Source organism: Pseudoalteromonas sp. 1_2015MBL_MicDiv (assembly GCF_002407505.1).
GTDB classification, from domain to species: Bacteria; Pseudomonadota; Gammaproteobacteria; order Enterobacterales; family Alteromonadaceae; genus Pseudoalteromonas; species Pseudoalteromonas fuliginea.
In genome coordinates, this window is the sequence record NZ_CP012737.1 from 1,270,437 (window position 1) to 1,287,385 (window position 16,949).

Annotated in this window: 16 protein-coding genes and 10 tRNA genes; 4 read left to right on the forward strand and 22 right to left on the reverse strand. The window is 40.2% G+C overall.

Translation table 11 applies throughout. The features are described 5' to 3' along the window. Positions 1–69: 69 nt before the first annotated feature. Positions 70–321, forward strand: a complete 252-nt coding sequence (locus AOR04_RS05740; RefSeq protein ID WP_096792753.1) for a type II toxin-antitoxin system Phd/YefM family antitoxin — start codon at positions 70–72, stop codon at positions 319–321. Continuing rightward, the gene (locus AOR04_RS05745; RefSeq protein ID WP_096792754.1) at positions 311–598 is read left to right on the forward strand and encodes a type II toxin-antitoxin system RelE family toxin; all 288 of its coding nucleotides are present in this window, start codon (positions 311–313) and stop codon (positions 596–598) included. Before AOR04_RS05740 ends, AOR04_RS05745 begins: the two co-directional genes overlap by 11 nt. Before the next feature lie 49 nt (positions 599–647). Here the strand turns inward: AOR04_RS05745 and AOR04_RS05750 are convergent, their stop codons facing one another. The 6 genes from AOR04_RS05750 to miaB form a co-directional block, all read right to left on the reverse strand. Further along, on the reverse strand, positions 648–1,487 hold the full coding sequence (locus AOR04_RS05750) for a hypothetical protein (protein WP_157770535.1): 840 nt from the start codon (positions 1,485–1,487) through the stop codon (positions 648–650). 105 nt (positions 1,488–1,592) lie between these two features. After that, complete coding sequence (gene lnt / locus AOR04_RS05755) at positions 1,593–3,143, reverse strand: apolipoprotein N-acyltransferase (protein ID WP_198403009.1); 1,551 nt, start codon at positions 3,141–3,143, stop codon at positions 1,593–1,595. Further along, the gene (gene corC, locus AOR04_RS05760) at positions 3,124–4,008 is read right to left on the reverse strand and encodes a CNNM family magnesium/cobalt transport protein CorC (protein WP_002958541.1); all 885 of its coding nucleotides are present in this window, start codon (positions 4,006–4,008) and stop codon (positions 3,124–3,126) included. The genes lnt and corC overlap by 20 nt, the downstream gene beginning before the upstream one ends. Positions 4,009–4,030: 22 nt before the next feature. Continuing rightward, positions 4,031–4,489 (reverse strand): rRNA maturation RNase YbeY, encoded by a 459-nt coding sequence (gene ybeY / locus AOR04_RS05765; protein WP_002958542.1) that lies wholly within the window; start codon positions 4,487–4,489, stop codon positions 4,031–4,033. Positions 4,490–4,493: 4 nt separating this feature from the next. Next, positions 4,494–5,552, reverse strand: coding sequence for a PhoH family protein (locus tag AOR04_RS05770; protein ID WP_096792757.1), 1,059 nt, complete (start codon positions 5,550–5,552; stop codon positions 4,494–4,496). Positions 5,553–5,602: 50 nt separating this feature from the next. Further along, positions 5,603–7,051 carry a tRNA (N6-isopentenyl adenosine(37)-C2)-methylthiotransferase MiaB gene (gene miaB, locus AOR04_RS05775; protein WP_007378278.1) on the reverse strand — a complete coding sequence of 483 codons (1,449 nt, stop codon included), beginning with the start codon at positions 7,049–7,051 and terminating at the stop codon, positions 5,603–5,605. A gap of 169 nt (positions 7,052–7,220) precedes the next feature. Here miaB and AOR04_RS05780 point away from each other — a divergent pair, with 169 nt between their 5' ends. Both AOR04_RS05780 and AOR04_RS05785 read left to right on the forward strand, forming a co-directional pair. Next, positions 7,221–8,477, forward strand: coding sequence for an FAD-dependent monooxygenase (locus AOR04_RS05780; RefSeq protein WP_096792758.1), 1,257 nt, complete (start codon positions 7,221–7,223; stop codon positions 8,475–8,477). A 194-nt stretch (positions 8,478–8,671) separates the two neighbouring features. Further along, positions 8,672–10,240, forward strand: a complete 1,569-nt coding sequence (locus tag AOR04_RS05785) for a putative bifunctional diguanylate cyclase/phosphodiesterase (RefSeq protein WP_096792759.1) — start codon at positions 8,672–8,674, stop codon at positions 10,238–10,240. 26 nt (positions 10,241–10,266) lie between these two features. Here AOR04_RS05785 and AOR04_RS05790 read toward each other — a convergent pair. The 16 genes from AOR04_RS05790 to lolB all read right to left on the reverse strand — a co-directional run bounded on the left by AOR04_RS05790 (position 10,267) and on the right by lolB (position 16,939). Then, positions 10,267–10,341 (reverse strand) — tRNA-Gln (locus tag AOR04_RS05790). A 39-nt stretch (positions 10,342–10,380) separates the two neighbouring features. Next, a tRNA-Leu gene (locus AOR04_RS05795) sits at positions 10,381–10,465 on the reverse strand. Between the two features lie 71 nt (positions 10,466–10,536). Next, positions 10,537–10,611: transfer RNA gene (locus tag AOR04_RS05800), tRNA-Gln, on the reverse strand. Positions 10,612–10,651: 40 nt separating this feature from the next. After that, positions 10,652–10,736: transfer RNA gene (locus tag AOR04_RS05805), tRNA-Leu, on the reverse strand. Positions 10,737–10,807: 71 nt separating this feature from the next. After that, positions 10,808–10,882, reverse strand: a tRNA-Gln gene (locus AOR04_RS05810). 39 nt (positions 10,883–10,921) lie between these two features. Then, a tRNA-Leu gene (locus AOR04_RS05815) sits at positions 10,922–11,006 on the reverse strand. An 89-nt stretch (positions 11,007–11,095) separates the two neighbouring features. Continuing rightward, positions 11,096–11,172: transfer RNA gene (locus AOR04_RS05820), tRNA-Met, on the reverse strand. 5 nt (positions 11,173–11,177) lie between these two features. Then, positions 11,178–11,252: transfer RNA gene (locus AOR04_RS05825), tRNA-Gln, on the reverse strand. A gap of 39 nt (positions 11,253–11,291) precedes the next feature. Further along, positions 11,292–11,376 (reverse strand) — tRNA-Leu (locus AOR04_RS05830). 47 nt (positions 11,377–11,423) lie between these two features. Next, positions 11,424–11,500, reverse strand: a tRNA-Met gene (locus AOR04_RS05835). Positions 11,501–11,946: 446 nt separating this feature from the next. Continuing rightward, positions 11,947–13,038 carry a redox-regulated ATPase YchF gene (gene ychF, locus AOR04_RS05840; protein ID WP_007378123.1) on the reverse strand — a complete coding sequence of 364 codons (1,092 nt, stop codon included), beginning with the start codon at positions 13,036–13,038 and terminating at the stop codon, positions 11,947–11,949. A 53-nt stretch (positions 13,039–13,091) separates the two neighbouring features. Beyond that, positions 13,092–13,676, reverse strand: a complete 585-nt coding sequence (pth, locus tag AOR04_RS05845) for an aminoacyl-tRNA hydrolase (RefSeq protein ID WP_002958548.1) — start codon at positions 13,674–13,676, stop codon at positions 13,092–13,094. Positions 13,677–13,695: 19 nt separating this feature from the next. Beyond that, on the reverse strand, positions 13,696–14,307 hold the full coding sequence (locus AOR04_RS05850) for a 50S ribosomal protein L25/general stress protein Ctc (protein ID WP_033029113.1): 612 nt from the start codon (positions 14,305–14,307) through the stop codon (positions 13,696–13,698). 148 nt (positions 14,308–14,455) lie between these two features. After that, complete coding sequence (locus AOR04_RS05855; RefSeq protein WP_007378121.1) at positions 14,456–15,403, reverse strand: ribose-phosphate pyrophosphokinase; 948 nt, start codon at positions 15,401–15,403, stop codon at positions 14,456–14,458. 88 nt (positions 15,404–15,491) lie between these two features. Then, positions 15,492–16,349, reverse strand: coding sequence for a 4-(cytidine 5'-diphospho)-2-C-methyl-D-erythritol kinase (gene ispE / locus AOR04_RS05860; protein ID WP_096792760.1), 858 nt, complete (start codon positions 16,347–16,349; stop codon positions 15,492–15,494). 2 nt (positions 16,350–16,351) lie between these two features. Beyond that, positions 16,352–16,939, reverse strand: coding sequence for a lipoprotein insertase outer membrane protein LolB (gene lolB, locus AOR04_RS05865; RefSeq protein WP_096794090.1), 588 nt, complete (start codon positions 16,937–16,939; stop codon positions 16,352–16,354). Between the last annotated feature and the right edge of the window lie 10 nt (positions 16,940–16,949).

Sequence of the window (16,949 nt, forward strand, 5' to 3'; positions counted from 1 at the left end):
AAAAAAGAATAGCTATAAATAAAAAAAGGTCTAAAATTAGGACTTAATTTAGTTCTTTTTGGGTGTTTTATGAGACAAGTTTTAGCTGATTGTTCGGCAAGTATTTCAGAACTTAAAAAAAATCCAACAGCGCTTTTAAATGAAGCAGATGGCGCTGCAATAGCCATATTAAATCATAACAAGCCTGCTGCTTACTTAGTACCTGCAGCAATGTATGAGCTACTTATGGAGCAACTGGATGATTATGAACTAGCTAAAGTTGTTGAGAGCCGCAGAGGCGATTTATCTCAAGCGATTGCAGTTAGTATAGATGACTTATAAGCTAAAGTTTTTACCTGCGGCGTTAAAGGAATGGGGGAAGCTAGCGGCCCCACTTAAAAGTCAGTTTAAAAAGAAGCTCATTGAACGCTTAGACAACCCACATGTGCCTGCATCCAAGTTGCGAGGCTTTGATAATGTTTACAAAATAAAATTGCGCACGGCAGGGTATCGCCTAGCTTACGAAGTTATTGAAGACGAAATTGTGGTCTATGTACTTGCAATTGGTAAGCGCGATAAAGATGCGATATATAAAAAGCTGATGAAACGTAGTAAATAAATGTCGCAAGGATGGATGGAAATCGCATTGGATATTTCGTGCGCTTAACTTATGCGTTATTATTTTTCCAAATCAGCTTGCTAATATCACTTAAAAATTCATTAGAAATACGAAAATCCTCGCTTTGCGAGACTAGATCCTCGCGATTCATTGTAATTAGTAATGATGCAATTATCTGTCGATGTACCTTAGCATAATATAGGGGGTTATCTTTTTTAGTACAGATTCTTGCTCCACCTTGAATAGATATTAAGTCTTCTTCAGGGATTTTTAGAAATGAGTCAAATACAGGATCTTTAGGCCCCAATATAGAGAGATCAACAAAGGTTTGGTTTATCCAGCTTTCTGTTAATTGCTTTCCTTTAGTTTTATTTCTAACATCATGGCCTCTTTGAATTATGTCTTTATAAAAGACTTGAAGTATTTGATTATGCGATTTTATTTCTTCAACTTCCTGATTACTTGGTTGATATTTCCCCCTGATAAATCTGCCGGCTGATAAATACTCAAGTATTAATCCTTCAGTGTAAATGTTGACCTTCATTTCTTCTTCAATTTTTTTTATTCTTTTTTCAAACCTTTCATATAACTGATAAAACTCTTGAGATTGAAGTTGCTCAGCTTGCGATTGAAAGACTTTTTCACTTAAGTCATTTGCTTGTTTTGAAATTAAGTAAGATTTATTCGCAATCAATATCGAAATCACAGACGTTAAAAACATTAACACGCTAATAATTGCTGAAAGAATATGCTCAGGTTTAAGTCCAAGTTCATTATCCACAATTAAGGCACTTGGGAAAAATGCAGCAATAAATACCAACATCAGCGCACAGCACATCAGCAGTGAAATGGTATTAGAGTTTTGAGCAATTGATTTAAAATACGGCACTTCTTCCATCCTTGAAAACGATGATTATTATCCATTAACTTGTTGGGTTTCGTGGCACTCAACCCAACCTACGAATAAACTGGCTTACGGCTTACGGCTTACGGCTTACGGCTTACGTCTTCTAGCAATACCTATAACTCCCAACAACAACACAAATCCCCACACAAACATGTTTCCGTATTGGCTGTACACGCTGTCGCCTTTTATAAGCTTAATGTTGGCTTTTAATATGGTAGCTTCAAACTGAGGCATAGTTTGTTGTGTGTGGCTTATAGGGTCGTATACGGCGCTTACCCCATTGTTGGTAACGCGCACAAGAGGGCGTTGTAGTTCGAGCGCGCGCATGCGGGCTATTTGCATGTGTTGCAATGGCCCAATAGAGTCACCAAACCAGGCATCGTTACTTACTGTAAAAAGTAGGTCTGAGTCGCTTTTGTAATTACCGCGTACTAAATCGGCAAATACTATTTCGTAGCAAATAGCGGGTAGTAGGTTAAAGCCATTGGCGCGTAAGTTGTTTTGCACTTTGTCGCCACGGGTAAACGACGACATAGGTAAATCGAATAATGGGGCAATAGGGCGCAAAAAATCTTGAAACGGTACAAATTCGCCAATAGGTAACAGCTGGTGTTTTTGATAGCGGTTTTTATCAAGGTAATGATAATGCCCGTGCTCGTCGGCGCGCTCTTTATTACCGACAACAATTAAGGTGTTAAAGATATTTTTGGTATCACGCTGGTAATCAACAATACCGGTTACAAGGGCGGTTTGATTAAACGAGGCGGCGCTGTCTAAATTGGCTAGGTAGGAATCAGCAAGCATTTCTATTTCAGGCACTGCGGCTTCTGGCCATACTATTAAATCGGCATCCCAATGTGGGCGTGTCATGTCTTGGTATTTGCTCATTGTGGTCCAAAACTCACTTGGCTCAAAGCGCAGGTGTTGCTGTATGTTCCCTTGTACGAGCAATACTGACATGTTTTTATCAGTGTAATGAATACTGCCGGTGGTGCTTGCGCCTGCAAAAATAAGCGCAACAGCTGTCGCAGTAACCGCCGGGGTTTTAAAATCCTTTTGGGTAAGTCTATACAGTGCAAAGCCAATAGCGACACAAGTAAGTGTTAAGCCAAACTCGCCAATATAAGGGGCAAGCAACCTTAAAGGTCCATCGGTTTGTGTGTAGCCAAAACTTAACCACGGGAAACCGGTAAGTACGGTGCCACGTAAATACTCACTAATTGCAAAGCTGGCAATTAGTAATGCGCCAAAGCTTTTAGGGCCTGTGGCAAAGCGAGTAGTTGCCCAAAAGGCAAGTGCGGGAAATAACGCTAAGTATGAACACAGTAAGGCCATTAACGAGAGCGACGCAATAAGCGGCATGCCGCCAAATGTGGCAATAGAGACATGTACCCAGCTTATACCTGCACCAAACCAGCCCAGGCCAAATATAAAGCCATATTTAGCAGCGGTTTTTGCGTGTGCTTTACCGGTATTATTTGGGTTGATGCAAAAAATTATGGCTGCAAGGCTAATAAATACGATGGGCCAAATTTCAAAGGGGGCATAGCCAAAAGTTAAAACAAGGCCCGCAACGAGTGCGAGCCATGCTTTTTTATCTTTTGCTAATACGGTAAGCCTAGTTAGCAGTTTCTTCACTGTCGTTATCATCAGCCTTAGGAACGGTGACTTGCAGTTGCAAAATACGACGATTGTCGGCGTTGGTTACTTTAAATTGGTAACCTTCTATGTCAATCGTTTCACCACGGCTTGGCATGTGGCCAAATGCGTGCAGTACAGTTCCGCCAATAGTGTCGGCTTCGTCTGTGCTGTAACCTGTTTTAAAGTGCTCGTTAAAGTCATCTACAGGTGTGAGTGCTTGCACTACGTGAACATGTTTAGCAAGTTGACGAATATCTTGATGTTCTTCTTCTTCGTCGTGCTCATCTTCGATTTCGCCAACAATTATTTCAAGAATATCTTCAATCGTTACTAAGCCCGATACGCCGCCATATTCGTCAATAACAACGGCCATATGGTAGCGCTGCTGACGGAATTCATTTAGCAATGTATCAACACGTTTGCTTTCTGGCACTACCATAGCTGGGCGTAAATAATCGCGTATTGATGGTAAGTGCTCGTCTTTATTTAAGATAAGCGGTAGCAAATCTTTAGCGAGTAAAAAACCTTCTACATGGTCTTTGTCTTCAATCACCACTGGAAAACGTGAGTGAGTTGAATCGACCATCATTGGAATTAGCTCTTCAAGCGGGCTGTCGATCTCAAGAGTGATCATTTGTGAGCGCGGAACCATTATGTCTCGCACTTTAAGCTCAGACACGCCAAGCACACCTTCTATCATCTCTTTTGTTTCAGGATCGATTACGTCTCGTTCTTGCGCATCGGCAATAACTTCGACCAGCTCTTCTCTATTCTGGGGTTCCCCTTGCAACATTTGGGCTATTCTGCCCAACCACGTTTTGCCAGAAGAACCCTGGCTAGATTGCGAGTTACCGTCGCTCATTGCGTCTAATTGCTCCGTTAATTTAAATATCGTCCCGGTATGGGTCTGCTATGTTTAGCTCTGCAAGTAATTGCTTTTCGATGCTTTCCATCTCTAAAGCATCGTCACTCTTTATATGGTCAAATCCAAGCAAATGCAAGCATCCGTGAATAACCATGTGGGCAAAGTGGTCATGAAATGACTTCTCTTGCTCAATTGCTTCAGCTAATACAATGGCTGGGCAAATAATTAAATCACCAACCAAAGGAATATCTATTCCCGGTGGTGCTTCAAATTCGAACGACAGTACGTTGGTCGGTTTATTTTTACCGCGATAGTCGTTATTAAGTTGTTGCGATTGCGCTTCGTCGCTAATAACGATGCTGAGTTCTGACTCGTCACGGTATTGGCTAAGGGCTTTGTCGGCCCATAGTGCAAATTGTTCTTCGCTTGGGAGGTTGTCAAACTCACAGGCTATTTGTAAATCAAGTTCGGTTGTCAAAGTATTACTCTTTAGTAGTAGGCTGTTGAAGAGCTGCAAGTGCGTCTTTTGCATTTTGCTTTTCAATGCGCTTTAGTCGCTCGCTTTCGTCGTTACGCTCGTAGGCTTCAACTATACGAGCTACAACAGGGTGGCGTACTACGTCTTGGGCTTTAAAGTAGTTAAAGCTAATTTCGTTTACGCCATCAAGTACTTCCATTGCATGGCGAAGACCTGAACGTGTACCACGAGGTAAATCAACCTGTGTTATATCGCCAGTAATAACCGCTTTTGAGTTAAACCCTATACGGGTTAAAAACATTTTCATTTGCTCGGCGGTGGTATTTTGGCTTTCATCTAAAATAATAAAGGCATCGTTTAAAGTACGTCCGCGCATATAGGCAAGCGGGGCAACTTCAATGATATTTTTTTCGATGAGTTTTTCTACTTTTTCAAAACCTAGCATTTCAAAAAGAGCGTCGTAAAGAGGGCGCAGGTATGGGTCTATTTTTTGACTTAAATCACCGGGTAAAAAGCCAAGCTTTTCGCCCGCTTCTACAGCAGGACGCGTTAATAATATGCGGCGTATTTCTTGGCGCTCAAGGGCGTCAACGGCGGCAGCAACTGCAAGGTAGGTTTTACCAGTACCAGCAGGGCCAATACCAAAGGTAATGTCGTGGTTTAAAATATTAGCCACATAAACACCTTGGTTGTCGTTACGTGGTTTAATAACACCACGGCGGGTTTTAATCACCATTTCTTTGCCGTAAGCGCTGCTGGATGCATCTTGCTCTAAGGCTTTTGATTCGGTAATAGCTAAATGAACGGCGTCGGGTTCTATTTCGCCTAAAACACCACGAACTGGCTGAGTATCAACATAAAGGTTTTTTAAGATTTCTACAGCGCCGGCGCAGTTGTGTAGCTTACCCGTAACTTTAAAAAAGTTGTCACGGTGAATTATTTCAACAGCCAGGTGGCGTTCAATTTGTTTGATGTTTTCGTCAAACGGGCCACATAAAGAAGAAAGGCGTTTGTTATCGGCAGGTTCTAAATAAATCTCTAATGTTTTTAACTGATTACTCAAAATTGCTTCCTATCGTACTGCGCCAGCGTTAACTGGCGCTAATTGTGTGACTAAGGAACGAAAGTAGCTACGCCAATTTCGTTAACAGTATCTGGTTTTGGCTCTGCAGCTGCGGCTTTAGTTAAAATAGCTGAAGGAGCGACTTCACGTCGTAAGTTCATTTCTGATTCTGTACGAATTAAGTCACCACGTAAAGAGTTAGGCAGTGCTTCGGTAATACGTACATCAACAAACTGTCCGATCACTGTGTGCGGGCCAACAAAGTTTACTACACGGTTGTTTTCGGTACGGCCACGTAATTCCATTGGGTTCTTCTTAGAAGGACCTTCAACAAGGATACGTTGCTCTGTATCGAACATTTGACGGCTAATTTGCTGCGCCATTTGTGTAATACGGTTTTGTAGTAAGTATAAGCGTTCTTTTTTCTCTTGCTCTGTTACGTCATCTGGCAAATCTGCCGCTGGCGTACCTGGGCGCGCACTGTAAATAAAGCTAAAGCTCATATCAAAACCAATGTCGCTAATAAGCTTCATGGTTGCTTCAAAGTCTTCTTTACTTTCGCCTGGAAAACCAATAATGAAATCTGACGACATGCTTAAGTTAGGGCGAATTTTACGTAACTTACGAATTGTCGATTTGTATTCAATTGCCGTATGGCCACGTTTCATTAGGTTTAATATACGGTCTGAACCACTTTGTACTGGTAGGTGTAAGTGATCTACAAGCTCTGGTACATCGGCGTAAACCTCGATTATATCTGGGGTAAATTCTACCGGGTGCGATGTGGTGTAACGAATACGGTCAATACCATCAATAGCAGCAATAAGACGAATTAAATCTGAGAAGTAACAAATTTCGCCATCGTGCGTGTCTCCGCGGTAGGCGTTTACGTTTTGGCCTAATAGGTTAACTTCACGTACGTTTTGCTCAGCAAGCTGTGCAATTTCAAGTAATACGTCATCGACTGGGCGACTAACTTCTTCGCCGCGAGTATAAGGTACAACACAAAAAGTACAGTATTTAGAACAGCCTTCCATAATTGATACAAACGCAGATGGGCCATCAGCTTTTGGCTCAGGCAGGCGGTCAAATTTTTCAATCTCTGGGAATGAAATATCAACTACCGATGAGCCTTTGTCGCCTTGCACTTGTTTAATCATTTCTGGTAAACGGTGTAGTGTTTGTGGGCCAAAAATAACATCTACAAATGGCGCACGTTGGCGAATAGAATCACCTTCTTGTGAGGCAACACACCCACCTACACCAATTATTAAATCTGGCTTGTCGTCTTTTAATAACTTCCAGCGACCTAATTGGTGAAATACTTTTTCTTGTGCTTTTTCACGAATTGAACAGGTGTTGAGTAAGATTACGTCGGCATCTGTTGCATCTTCAGTTAGCTGGTAGCCGTTAGTGGCATCTAAAAGTTCAGCCATTTTCTGAGAGTCGTATTCGTTCATCTGACAACCCCAGGTTTTAATATGCAGCTTTTTGCTCATTGAAATATAGCCTCGTGTTCAATTCGATAGTGGCACAAAAATGTGCTTGAAACAGGATTAAGGAGCAAGCATGCTCACTTAAAGGACGCGTATTTTAGCTGGATACCCGCCCAGATCCAAGTATAGTTTTCATGTTTGTGATCTCAAATCAATACGAGGCCAGTTTAATGTGCTGTTAGGGATATCCTCTGGTATAAAACAAATTAATTTTGATACAATCAAAACAGACTCAAGTAATAATAAAATGATGAAAAACATGACTAAAAATAATGTGATAGTGGTTGGTGGGGGCATGGTTGGCGCGGCTATGGCGATAAAGCTTGCTCAGCAAGGCTTTGGCGTACGAATAATCGAAAAACACCTAATAGACCCATCACAGCTTCTTAGTAGTGATAAGGTGGATATTAGAGTGTCGGCTATTAATCGTTTTTCAGAAAATTTGCTTGATGAATTAGGTGCCATGCCGCTTTTAAGACAAAACCGCATAGCGCCTTATCAGCAATTAGAGGCATTTGAGCGCGGTGGTGACAATTTGTTATTTGATTGCGCCGATATAAATACCACGCATTTAGGTCATTTGATTGAAAATAATTTAATTCAAGCCTGTTTGTGGCAGCAATTTGCACAATACAATATTGAAGTTATTGAGCAAGCCACACCGATTACTAAAATAGAGCAAACCAGTGATTTAATTACGCTTGTGTATGGAGCTCAAACCTATACCGCTGATTTAGTAATTGCAGCCGATGGTGGGCAGTCGCAATTGCGTGATAAGGCGAATATTGGTATTACGGGGTGGCAGTACCAGCAGCATTGCATGGGGGTGTTAATTAAACTCGATGCGCCGCAACAAATTAAAACCTGGCAGCAGTTTACGCCAAGTGGGCCACTCGCATTTTTGCCAATGCAGGCACCGTACGCTAATTTAATTTGGTACGACGATGCAAATACACTGCAAGCATTTAAAGGGCTAAGCCCAACTCAGTTAAAAACGCACATACTTAATAAATTTCCAGAGCTTGCTGGAGACTTTGAAGTACAAACCCATGCGATATTTCCGCTTACTCGCCAACATGCTAACAATTATTCGCAAGGGCGTTTGGTTTTAGTGGGCGACGCTGCACATACAATTAATCCGCTTGCAGGGCAGGGTGTAAATTTAGGTTTTCAGGACGTAGTGGCACTTGCTGAGGTTTTAGACAATGCAGGGGATATAGGGTGCCCGCTAAAACTTAAAGAATATGAGCGAGCTCGCCGTAAGGCTAATTTGTTAATGATGAGCATGATGGATGCCTGTTACTTTGGCTTTTCTAACCAAGTAGCGCCGCTTAAATGGGCACGTAGCCAGTTTTTAAAAATGGCTAATAATACAGGGCCAATAAAAAACTGGGTGTTAAAATATGCCATTAGCGGAGAGCTAAGTTAGTTTCTAAAAAGATTACCCCCCTAATAAAGCGATTAACAATACTGTTAATCGCGCCCTTAAAAGTTATAACCTCTTCATAAAACAACAATCATATTTGGTAAGTGGGCTACCCTGAGCTTTTTAATGTATTTTATTTCGTTATTAGATTTATTAGCCATACTAAATGTATAACAAATTGCATTTAAAGAGTGTCTGTGGATAGGCCATTTATTTTTATGATTATAATAGGGATATTACTGTTAACTGTAAGTATCAAACCAACAATACAAGTATGCAAAAAAACGAATCGGTTTGCATGGAGCTTATTGCTTATTTTAATTGTGCTGTTTATTTTTGGCTACTGTTGGGTACTTTATTATTTTATTTTTTATGGTAGTGAACCGTTTGTAACAACTAGTGTTTCATTTATTTTAGTTGGTGGCGGCACATTTGTTTATTTAGTTGTTAGGTTAAGCCTCAAAAGTATCTTAGAGCTAGAGCGCTCAGCTCAACACCAACAATTTCTAGCTGAACACGATAGTTTAACTAACCTACCTAAACGTAAAAAATTCTTTAATGTACTCAATGAGAACATAGAATATAACCAACCTTTCATTTTGTTTTTAATAGATTTAAATAACTTTAAACGTGTAAACGATACTTATGGAAATAATTTTGGGGATTTGTTGTTGTGTGCATTTTCCAAAACATTAAGCCAACACTTATCCGAGATTGCTAAGTTATATAGGATTGGGGGAGACGAATTTGCATTGCTTTTAAACTCAGCCACTCAGGATAAGTATGATTTATGTATTCAATTAATAAATAAGGCTGTACAAAAACCTTTTTTAATTTATGAACAAACTATACGCGTTAAGCTAAGAATTGGAGTGAGCTATTACCCCAAACATAGTATGCAAAATAACGAACTATTCAAACAGGCTGATTTAGCGCTGCATGAAGCAAAAAAGACACAGCAACAGATTGTTATTTATTTTAAGGATTTGAGCATTAGGGCGGATAATTTATTTGATATGTCCTTACTTATAAAGCAAGCATTGAAAAATGAAGAGTTTGAGCTTTATTTACAACCAATATTTTCTTCTAACCTTAATGAAATGCATGGAGCTGAAGCATTAATACGCTGGCCACAAAGTGATGGTTCATTTATTAGCCCTGAGGTGTTTATTAAAACAGCTGAGCAAATGGGGTTAATTTTAAATATTTCCAAGTGGGTGGTGTTAGAAACTATAAATCATTTAAAGTCGTTAAAAGCTTTGGGGTTTATCGGGGCTATTCACGTAAATTTATCAACAAGGGATTTAGAGAGCCAAGATTTTTATGAGCTTATTGAGCAATTAATCAGTGTCGATCCGACGCTGAGTGACTCAATAATTTTTGAAATCACAGAGGGTGCTATGATGACAAATATAGAAGCCGCTCGCACTATGATGTACAAGCTTAACGACCGCGGTTTTGAGTTTAGTGTAGATGATTTTGGGACTGGATTTTCTTCGTTATCATTACTAAGAGAGTTACCAATCAACCAAATAAAAATAGACCGGTCATTTATTAAAGATATGCTAACACAACCCGCTGACTATGCGATTGTAGAATCAACGTTATTTTTAGCTAGCAGACTTAATTGTAAAGTAGTGGCAGAGGGCATTGAAAATAAAGCGCTTAGAAATACACTCACAGAAATGAAATGTGATTATTTACAAGGGTATTATTATAGCAAACCTATTAAAATTAATGATTTTATACTGAAGTACTTAAATTAAGAAATAGGTGGGGTAGTTTAACAAATTGGCTGGGATACCAGGATTTGAACCTGGGAATGCCAGGATCAAAACCTGGTGCCTTACCGCTTGGCGATATCCCAACTATAAATTTGCATTAGTTTTAGTTCTTAATAAGAACATGGTGCGGAAGGAGAGACTTGAACTCTCACAACCTAAGTTACTGGAACCTAAATCCAGCGCGTCTACCAATTCCGCCACTCCCGCATCACTAATTTGCTCGTTTAAACTCTAAGTGAGAGCTATTCTTTTATCCAACTTTCCTTGGTATAAGAAGTTGGCTGGGATACCAGGATTTGAACCTGGGAATGCCAGGATCAAAACCTGGTGCCTTACCGCTTGGCGATATCCCAACAAAGAATTATTTGATAGGTTTAGTTCGTATCAAGAACATGGTGCGGAAGGAGAGACTTGAACTCTCACAACCTAAGTTACTGGAACCTAAATCCAGCGCGTCTACCAATTCCGCCACTCCCGCATCAACAATTTGCTCATTTAAACTCTAAGCAGAGCTATTCTTTATGTCCAACTTTCCTTGGTAGAAGAAGTTGGCTGGGATACCAGGATTTGAACCTGGGAATGCCAGGATCAAAACCTGGTGCCTTACCGCTTGGCGATATCCCAACAAAGAATTAATTGATAATTTTATTTCTTATCAAGAAATGGTGCGGAAAGAGAGACTTGAACTCTCACAACCGAAGTTACTGGAACCTAAATCCAGCGCGTCTACCAATTCCGCCACTCCCGCATCGTTTGTGTAATAAAACACAGGTAGTTATTTTAAACTCTTCATTGAGTGCAATTTAACTCTTGCAGAGCCACTTCTAAAATAAGAAATGGTGGCTAAGACGGGATTTGAACCTGTGACCCCATCATTATGAGTGATGTGCTCTAACCAGCTGAGCTACTTAGCCATTGTTGGCTGGGATACCAGGATTTGAACCTGGGAATGCCAGGATCAAAACCTGGTGCCTTACCGCTTGGCGATATCCCAACAATAACAATTGATAGTTTTAATTCTTATCAAGAATTATGGTGCGGAAGGAGAGACTTGAACTCTCACATCCTAAGATACTGGAACCTAAATCCAGCGCGTCTACCAATTCCGCCACTCCCGCACACAAGGTAGTTATTTTAAACTCTTCATTGAGCAACAAAAAAATAATGGTGGCTAAGACGGGATTTGAACCTGTGACCCCATCATTATGAGTGATGTGCTCTAACCAGCTGAGCTACTTAGCCATCTTTTTTTGTTAGCACTTCATCGCTGAGTGCGGGGCGTATTATGCTGATATGACCCAAATTCGTCAACACCTTTTTTGCAAAAAAACACTTAACAGTGTTTGTTTGCAGGAAAATTAAGCTAAGCGGCTAACTTTTAATAAAAATGATGATTTTTTGACTGCAATTCACATACAAAATTTACCGTCAAATAAAAAAGAGCAAAAGCCTGTAATTTAAAACTGTTTGATAATCAAACAAATTATTGGGAGCTAAGCATTAACTTGTCGATGAGGTATTTTTTATTGAGGTTAAATCTTCGCCGCAGTGTCTTTTTTAGATTAAACGCTGGCTTTTAGCTTGTGATTACATCAATTTTATAAGTTTATAAAGCTGGGGGTACAAAAAAGGCTCGTAAAAACGAGCCTTTAAAAATTATTACCAATCTAAATTGGTTTAATTTGTACTTATACGTTGAACAAGAAGTTCATTACATCGCCATCTTTAACAATGTACTCTTTACCTTCTTGACGCATCTTGCCTGCTTCTTTTGCGCCACTCTCACCTTTAAAGGCAACAAAGTCGTCAAAAGCAATAGTTTGCGCACGAATAAAGCCACGCTCGAAGTCAGTATGGATTTTACCCGCTGCTTGTGGCGCTGTCGCACCTACAGGGATTGTCCATGCACGCACTTCTTTTACGCCAGCTGTGAAATAAGTTTGTAACTGTAGTAATTCATAACCACCACGAATAACAAGGTTAAGACCTGGCTCTTCTAGACCAAGATCAGCCATAAACTCAAGCTTGTCTTCGTCATCTAGCTCTGAAAGTTCAGACTCGATAGCGGCACATACAGGAACAACAATCGCATCTTCAGCTGCAGCAATAGCGCGTACACGATCAAGGTATGGGTTATTTTCAAAACCATCTTCAGCAACGTTTGCAATATACATTGTTGGTTTAATCGTTAAGAAGTTAATAGAGCTGATTGCTGCTTTTTCTTCTTTAGTAAGTGCTAGACCACGTAAAGTTAAGCCTTCATCAAGATGTACTTTTACTTTTTCAAGGACAGCATTTTGCTCTTTAGCGTCTTTATCGCCACCTTTTGCTTTTTTTGCATTACGGAAAAGGGCTTTTTCAGCGCTATCCATATCAGCAAGTACTAACTCAGTGTTGATTACGTCAATATCGTCAGCAGGGTCAATAGTACCTGCTACGTGGATGATGTTTTCATCTTCAAAACAGCGAACTACGTGGCCAATTGCATCGGTTTCACGAATATTAGCTAAAAACTGGTTACCAAGGCCTTCACCTTTAGATGCGCCTTTTACTAATCCTGCAATGTCTACAAATTCCATACTAGTGGTAAGAATTCGTTGAGGATTAACAATTTTAGCAAGTTCGTCTAGACGAGGATCTGGCACAGGTACCACACCTGTATTAGGCTCAATGGTACAAAAAGGAAAGTTAGCGGCTTCAATACCCGCTTTAGTTAGTGCATTGAAAAGCGTTGATTTACCAACGTTAGGCAAGCCAACGATGCCACATTTAAAACCCATAGTAAGATACCTTGTTTAGAATTCGTTTAAACGGTGTACTTGGACCCAAGTTACTAGGGTTTAAACGAATGTAGTCTGTTTTGTGCTTTTAACACACCATCTTTTGCAAGTATTTCCATGCAACGAACTGCTTCATCAACAGCAGCATCCATTTTTTCTTGGTCTTCTTTGGCCGCTTTTCCAAGCACCCAACCAGTTACCATTTCACGATGCCCCGGATGACCTACACCAATGCGCAAGCGCATAAAGTCTTTTTGATTTGCCATTTTTGCAATAATGTCTTTTAAACCATTATGACCGCCATGCCCGCCGCCTTTTTTTAATTTGGCAACGCCTGGGTCTAAATCCAATTCGTCATGGGCAACTAAAATGTCCTCGACAGGGATTTTGAAAAAATTAGCTAAACTACTGACCGCTTTACCACTTAAATTCATGTAAGTAGTGGGGATCAATAATTTGAATTCTTGGCCTTGAATTATCACTTTGCCTGTAAGGCCGTGATACTTAGGATCGTGTTTTAGAGTGCAGTTATAGCGTGCAGCGATTTGCTCGATAAACCAAGCACCTGCATTGTGGCGTGTGTTTGCGTATTCGGGGCCTGGATTAGCCAGGCCCACAAGCATTTGAATAGAATTCAAGGTTGCGAGACCTTAAAAATTATTCTGCTGCTGCAGCGTCGTCTTCAACTGGAGCTGCTTTGTTTGCTTTGATAGTCAGGATAGACTGATCATGGCCTTCGCCTTTACCTAAATCTACAGAGCTAACGCCTTTAGGGAAAGTAAGGTCAGAAATATGAACAGAATCGCCAACAACAAACTTAGAAACATCTACTTCAATGAATTCTGGAAGTGCTTTTGGAAGACACGTAATTTCAACTTCAGTTAACTGGTGAACAACAGTTGCGCCAGCTTTAGTTACAATCTCTTCACCGATGAAGTGTAGAGGAACTTTAGTTTGAAACTTATGAGTAGCATCTACACGTTGGAAATCAAGGTGAGTAAGCTTAGGCTTGAATGGGTGACGTTGGATATCTTTTAAGATTACTTCAACAGCTTCGCCATCTACGTTAAGCGTAAGGATATGCGTGTAAAAGCCTTCGTCTTCTTGTGCTTTGATCATATCTTTATGAGCAAAAGTAAGTGATAAAGCTTCTTTATCAGCTCCGTAAAGGATTGCTGGAACTTTGTCTTCGCGACGTAGGCGGCGGCTCGCACCAGTACCAGTTTCTACGCGAAGTTCAGCGTTATAAGTGTAAGTTTTGTTAGACATGATGTCTCCAATAATTAAATGTGTAGGGCCTTTGCGACCAAGGACCCCAGCCAAAAGGCGCGCTATCATACCACCACACGATTTTAAAATATACATCGCTTACAAAAAAAGCGCCTAAAGGCGCTTTTATATTCAGAAATGTTTGATTTTAGTGCTCGAACATCGCTGAAATAGATTCCTCGTTACTAATACGACGAATAGTTTCCGCTAACATATCTGCAAGCGTTAATACCTTAATTTTATCAAGGGCTTTAAGTTCCTCAGATAATGGAATTGAGTCAGTTACAATAACTTCATCAATTACTGAGTCACGTAAATTTTCTGCTGCTTTACCTGAAAGAATCGGGTGGGTAGCATAAGCAAATACACGCTTTGCACCATGTTCTTTAAGTGCTTCAGCTGCTTTACACAAGGTACCACCGGTATCAATCATATCATCGACGATAATACAATCACGGCCTTCAACGTCACCAATAATATGCATTACTTGAGAAACGTTTGCTTGTGGGCGGCGTTTATCAATAATAGCTAAATCAGTATCATTTAGTAATTTTGCAATAGCGCGAGCTCGTACAACACCACCGATATCTGGAGATACAATCACAACATCATCAAAATGACGCTCTTTCATATCTTCAAGTAATACAGGGCTGCCGAATACGTTATCCACTGGTACATCAAAGAAGCCTTGGATTTGCTCTGCGTGTAAATCAACCGTAAGAACACGGTCAACACCAACGCTTGATAAGAAATCTGCAACAACTTTAGCAGTAATTGGTACACGGGCAGAACGTACACGACGATCTTGACGGGCATAACCAAAATAAGGAATGACGGCAGTAATACGACCTGCAGATGCACGACGTAGTGCATCAACCATAACGATAAGTTCCATAAGGTTATCGTTTGTAGGGGCACAGGTTGATTGCAATATAAAAACATCCGAGCCACGAACATTTTCATTTATTTGAACACTGATCTCACCGTCGCTAAAACGGCCAACAACAGCATCGCCTAATTCAATATATAAACGTTTTGCAACTTTTTGAGCTAACTCAGGTGTTGCGTTACCAGCGAAGAGCTTCATGTCAGGCACGGTTGGGTTCCTCAGGCACTGAAATTTTGGACTAACGGGCAATGATAAATACCACTGCGAGTTAACTTATTATTACTTGTACGTTACTTCATTGATCGAATATGGCGGCTAACTCCGTATGAGCAGGGGAGATATTAACGCTTGAGGCGATAAATCCCTGCCAAGTATGGGGGAGATTAGCAAGTACATCTTGTGCTTGAACCTGACTCGCAAATTCTACAAAACAACATGAACCTGTTCCGGTCATCTTCGACGGAGCGTATTTTAGCAACCACTGGAGGGTCTTTTCAACCTCGGGACAGAGCTTTTTAACTAAAGGCTCACAATCGTTGGTCAAAGTATGGTGTTTCCAATCGCCTAAAATTTTTGGTGTATCGCGTTTTAAATCCGGATGCGTAAATATTGTAGCTGTACTTACATGTTGATTTGGGTGTACGACGCAGTACCATTTTTGCTCAAGTTCTACTTGGTGTAATTCTTCGCCAATCCCATGTGCTATGGCGCTTTGACCTCGAACAAATACAGGAACATCAGCCCCTAGTTGTAACCCTAAACGTGCTAATTCATCTAAACTACGCTCAATTTTCCAGAGTTTATTTAAGGCCAATAACGTGGTCGCAGCATCAGACGAACCACCGCCAACACCGCCACCCATTGGTAAACGTTTTATTAAATTTATTTTTACACCCAGTCGTGTTTTACTCTGAGTTTTTAATAATAAAGCAGCTTTATAGATTAGATTATCGGTTAATGGTATGCCTTTAGTATCACCTGTTATAAAAATGTCGGGTGTATCTATCAGCTCAAAAGTCAGTTCGTCACCAAAATTTAAAAAAGTAAATAACGTTTCTAACTCATGATAGCCATCTTCACGGCGACCATTAATGTGTAAAAATAAGTTGAGTTTTGCCGGAGCAATAAGTGTAAAAGACGTCGTGTTATTCATATTTAATTAAATTGCCAATCGTAGAGTTGAATTTTGATTTTAATTTTTTGGTGTTTTAATGTTATTTTTGTTGGCAGCCAATATCCTGCACTTTGTATATAGCTGGCATACTCTATTTGCCACTTTTTACCTATGTCATCGAACCACAGTACTTGTGTGGCACGACCAAGTTCATCGACTTTTAAACTTTGCGCGTCAATTGTGCCTTTTAACCAATTTTCAGCATTATTAACAGGGAGAGTAAAACCAGTTAAACGCTTAAGAAGTTGTGCGGCATTTGTGTCGTAATACTTATCGCCATCAAATTCTAGTTCTGCGCCTTCGCTTGTTTGTTTGAGTTGCAAAATACGCGTACCAATAAATGAGGTAAGCACTAAATTGTTATTGTTTTTGGTTTGTTGCCAATTTAAATTTGCAGATCGGCGCTCATCTGGGCTTATAAAAGCCAATTTACCTTTTACATGCCAAGTTTTTTGATCTGCTAGGTGAGCTTTCCAATTGTCATAAAGTATTGTTTTAGATGTTATTTGTTGGGCGCAACCGCCTAAAAATAAAAAAAACATGAGTAAAATAAAATATTGTCGAATCAAATGTTGTTCC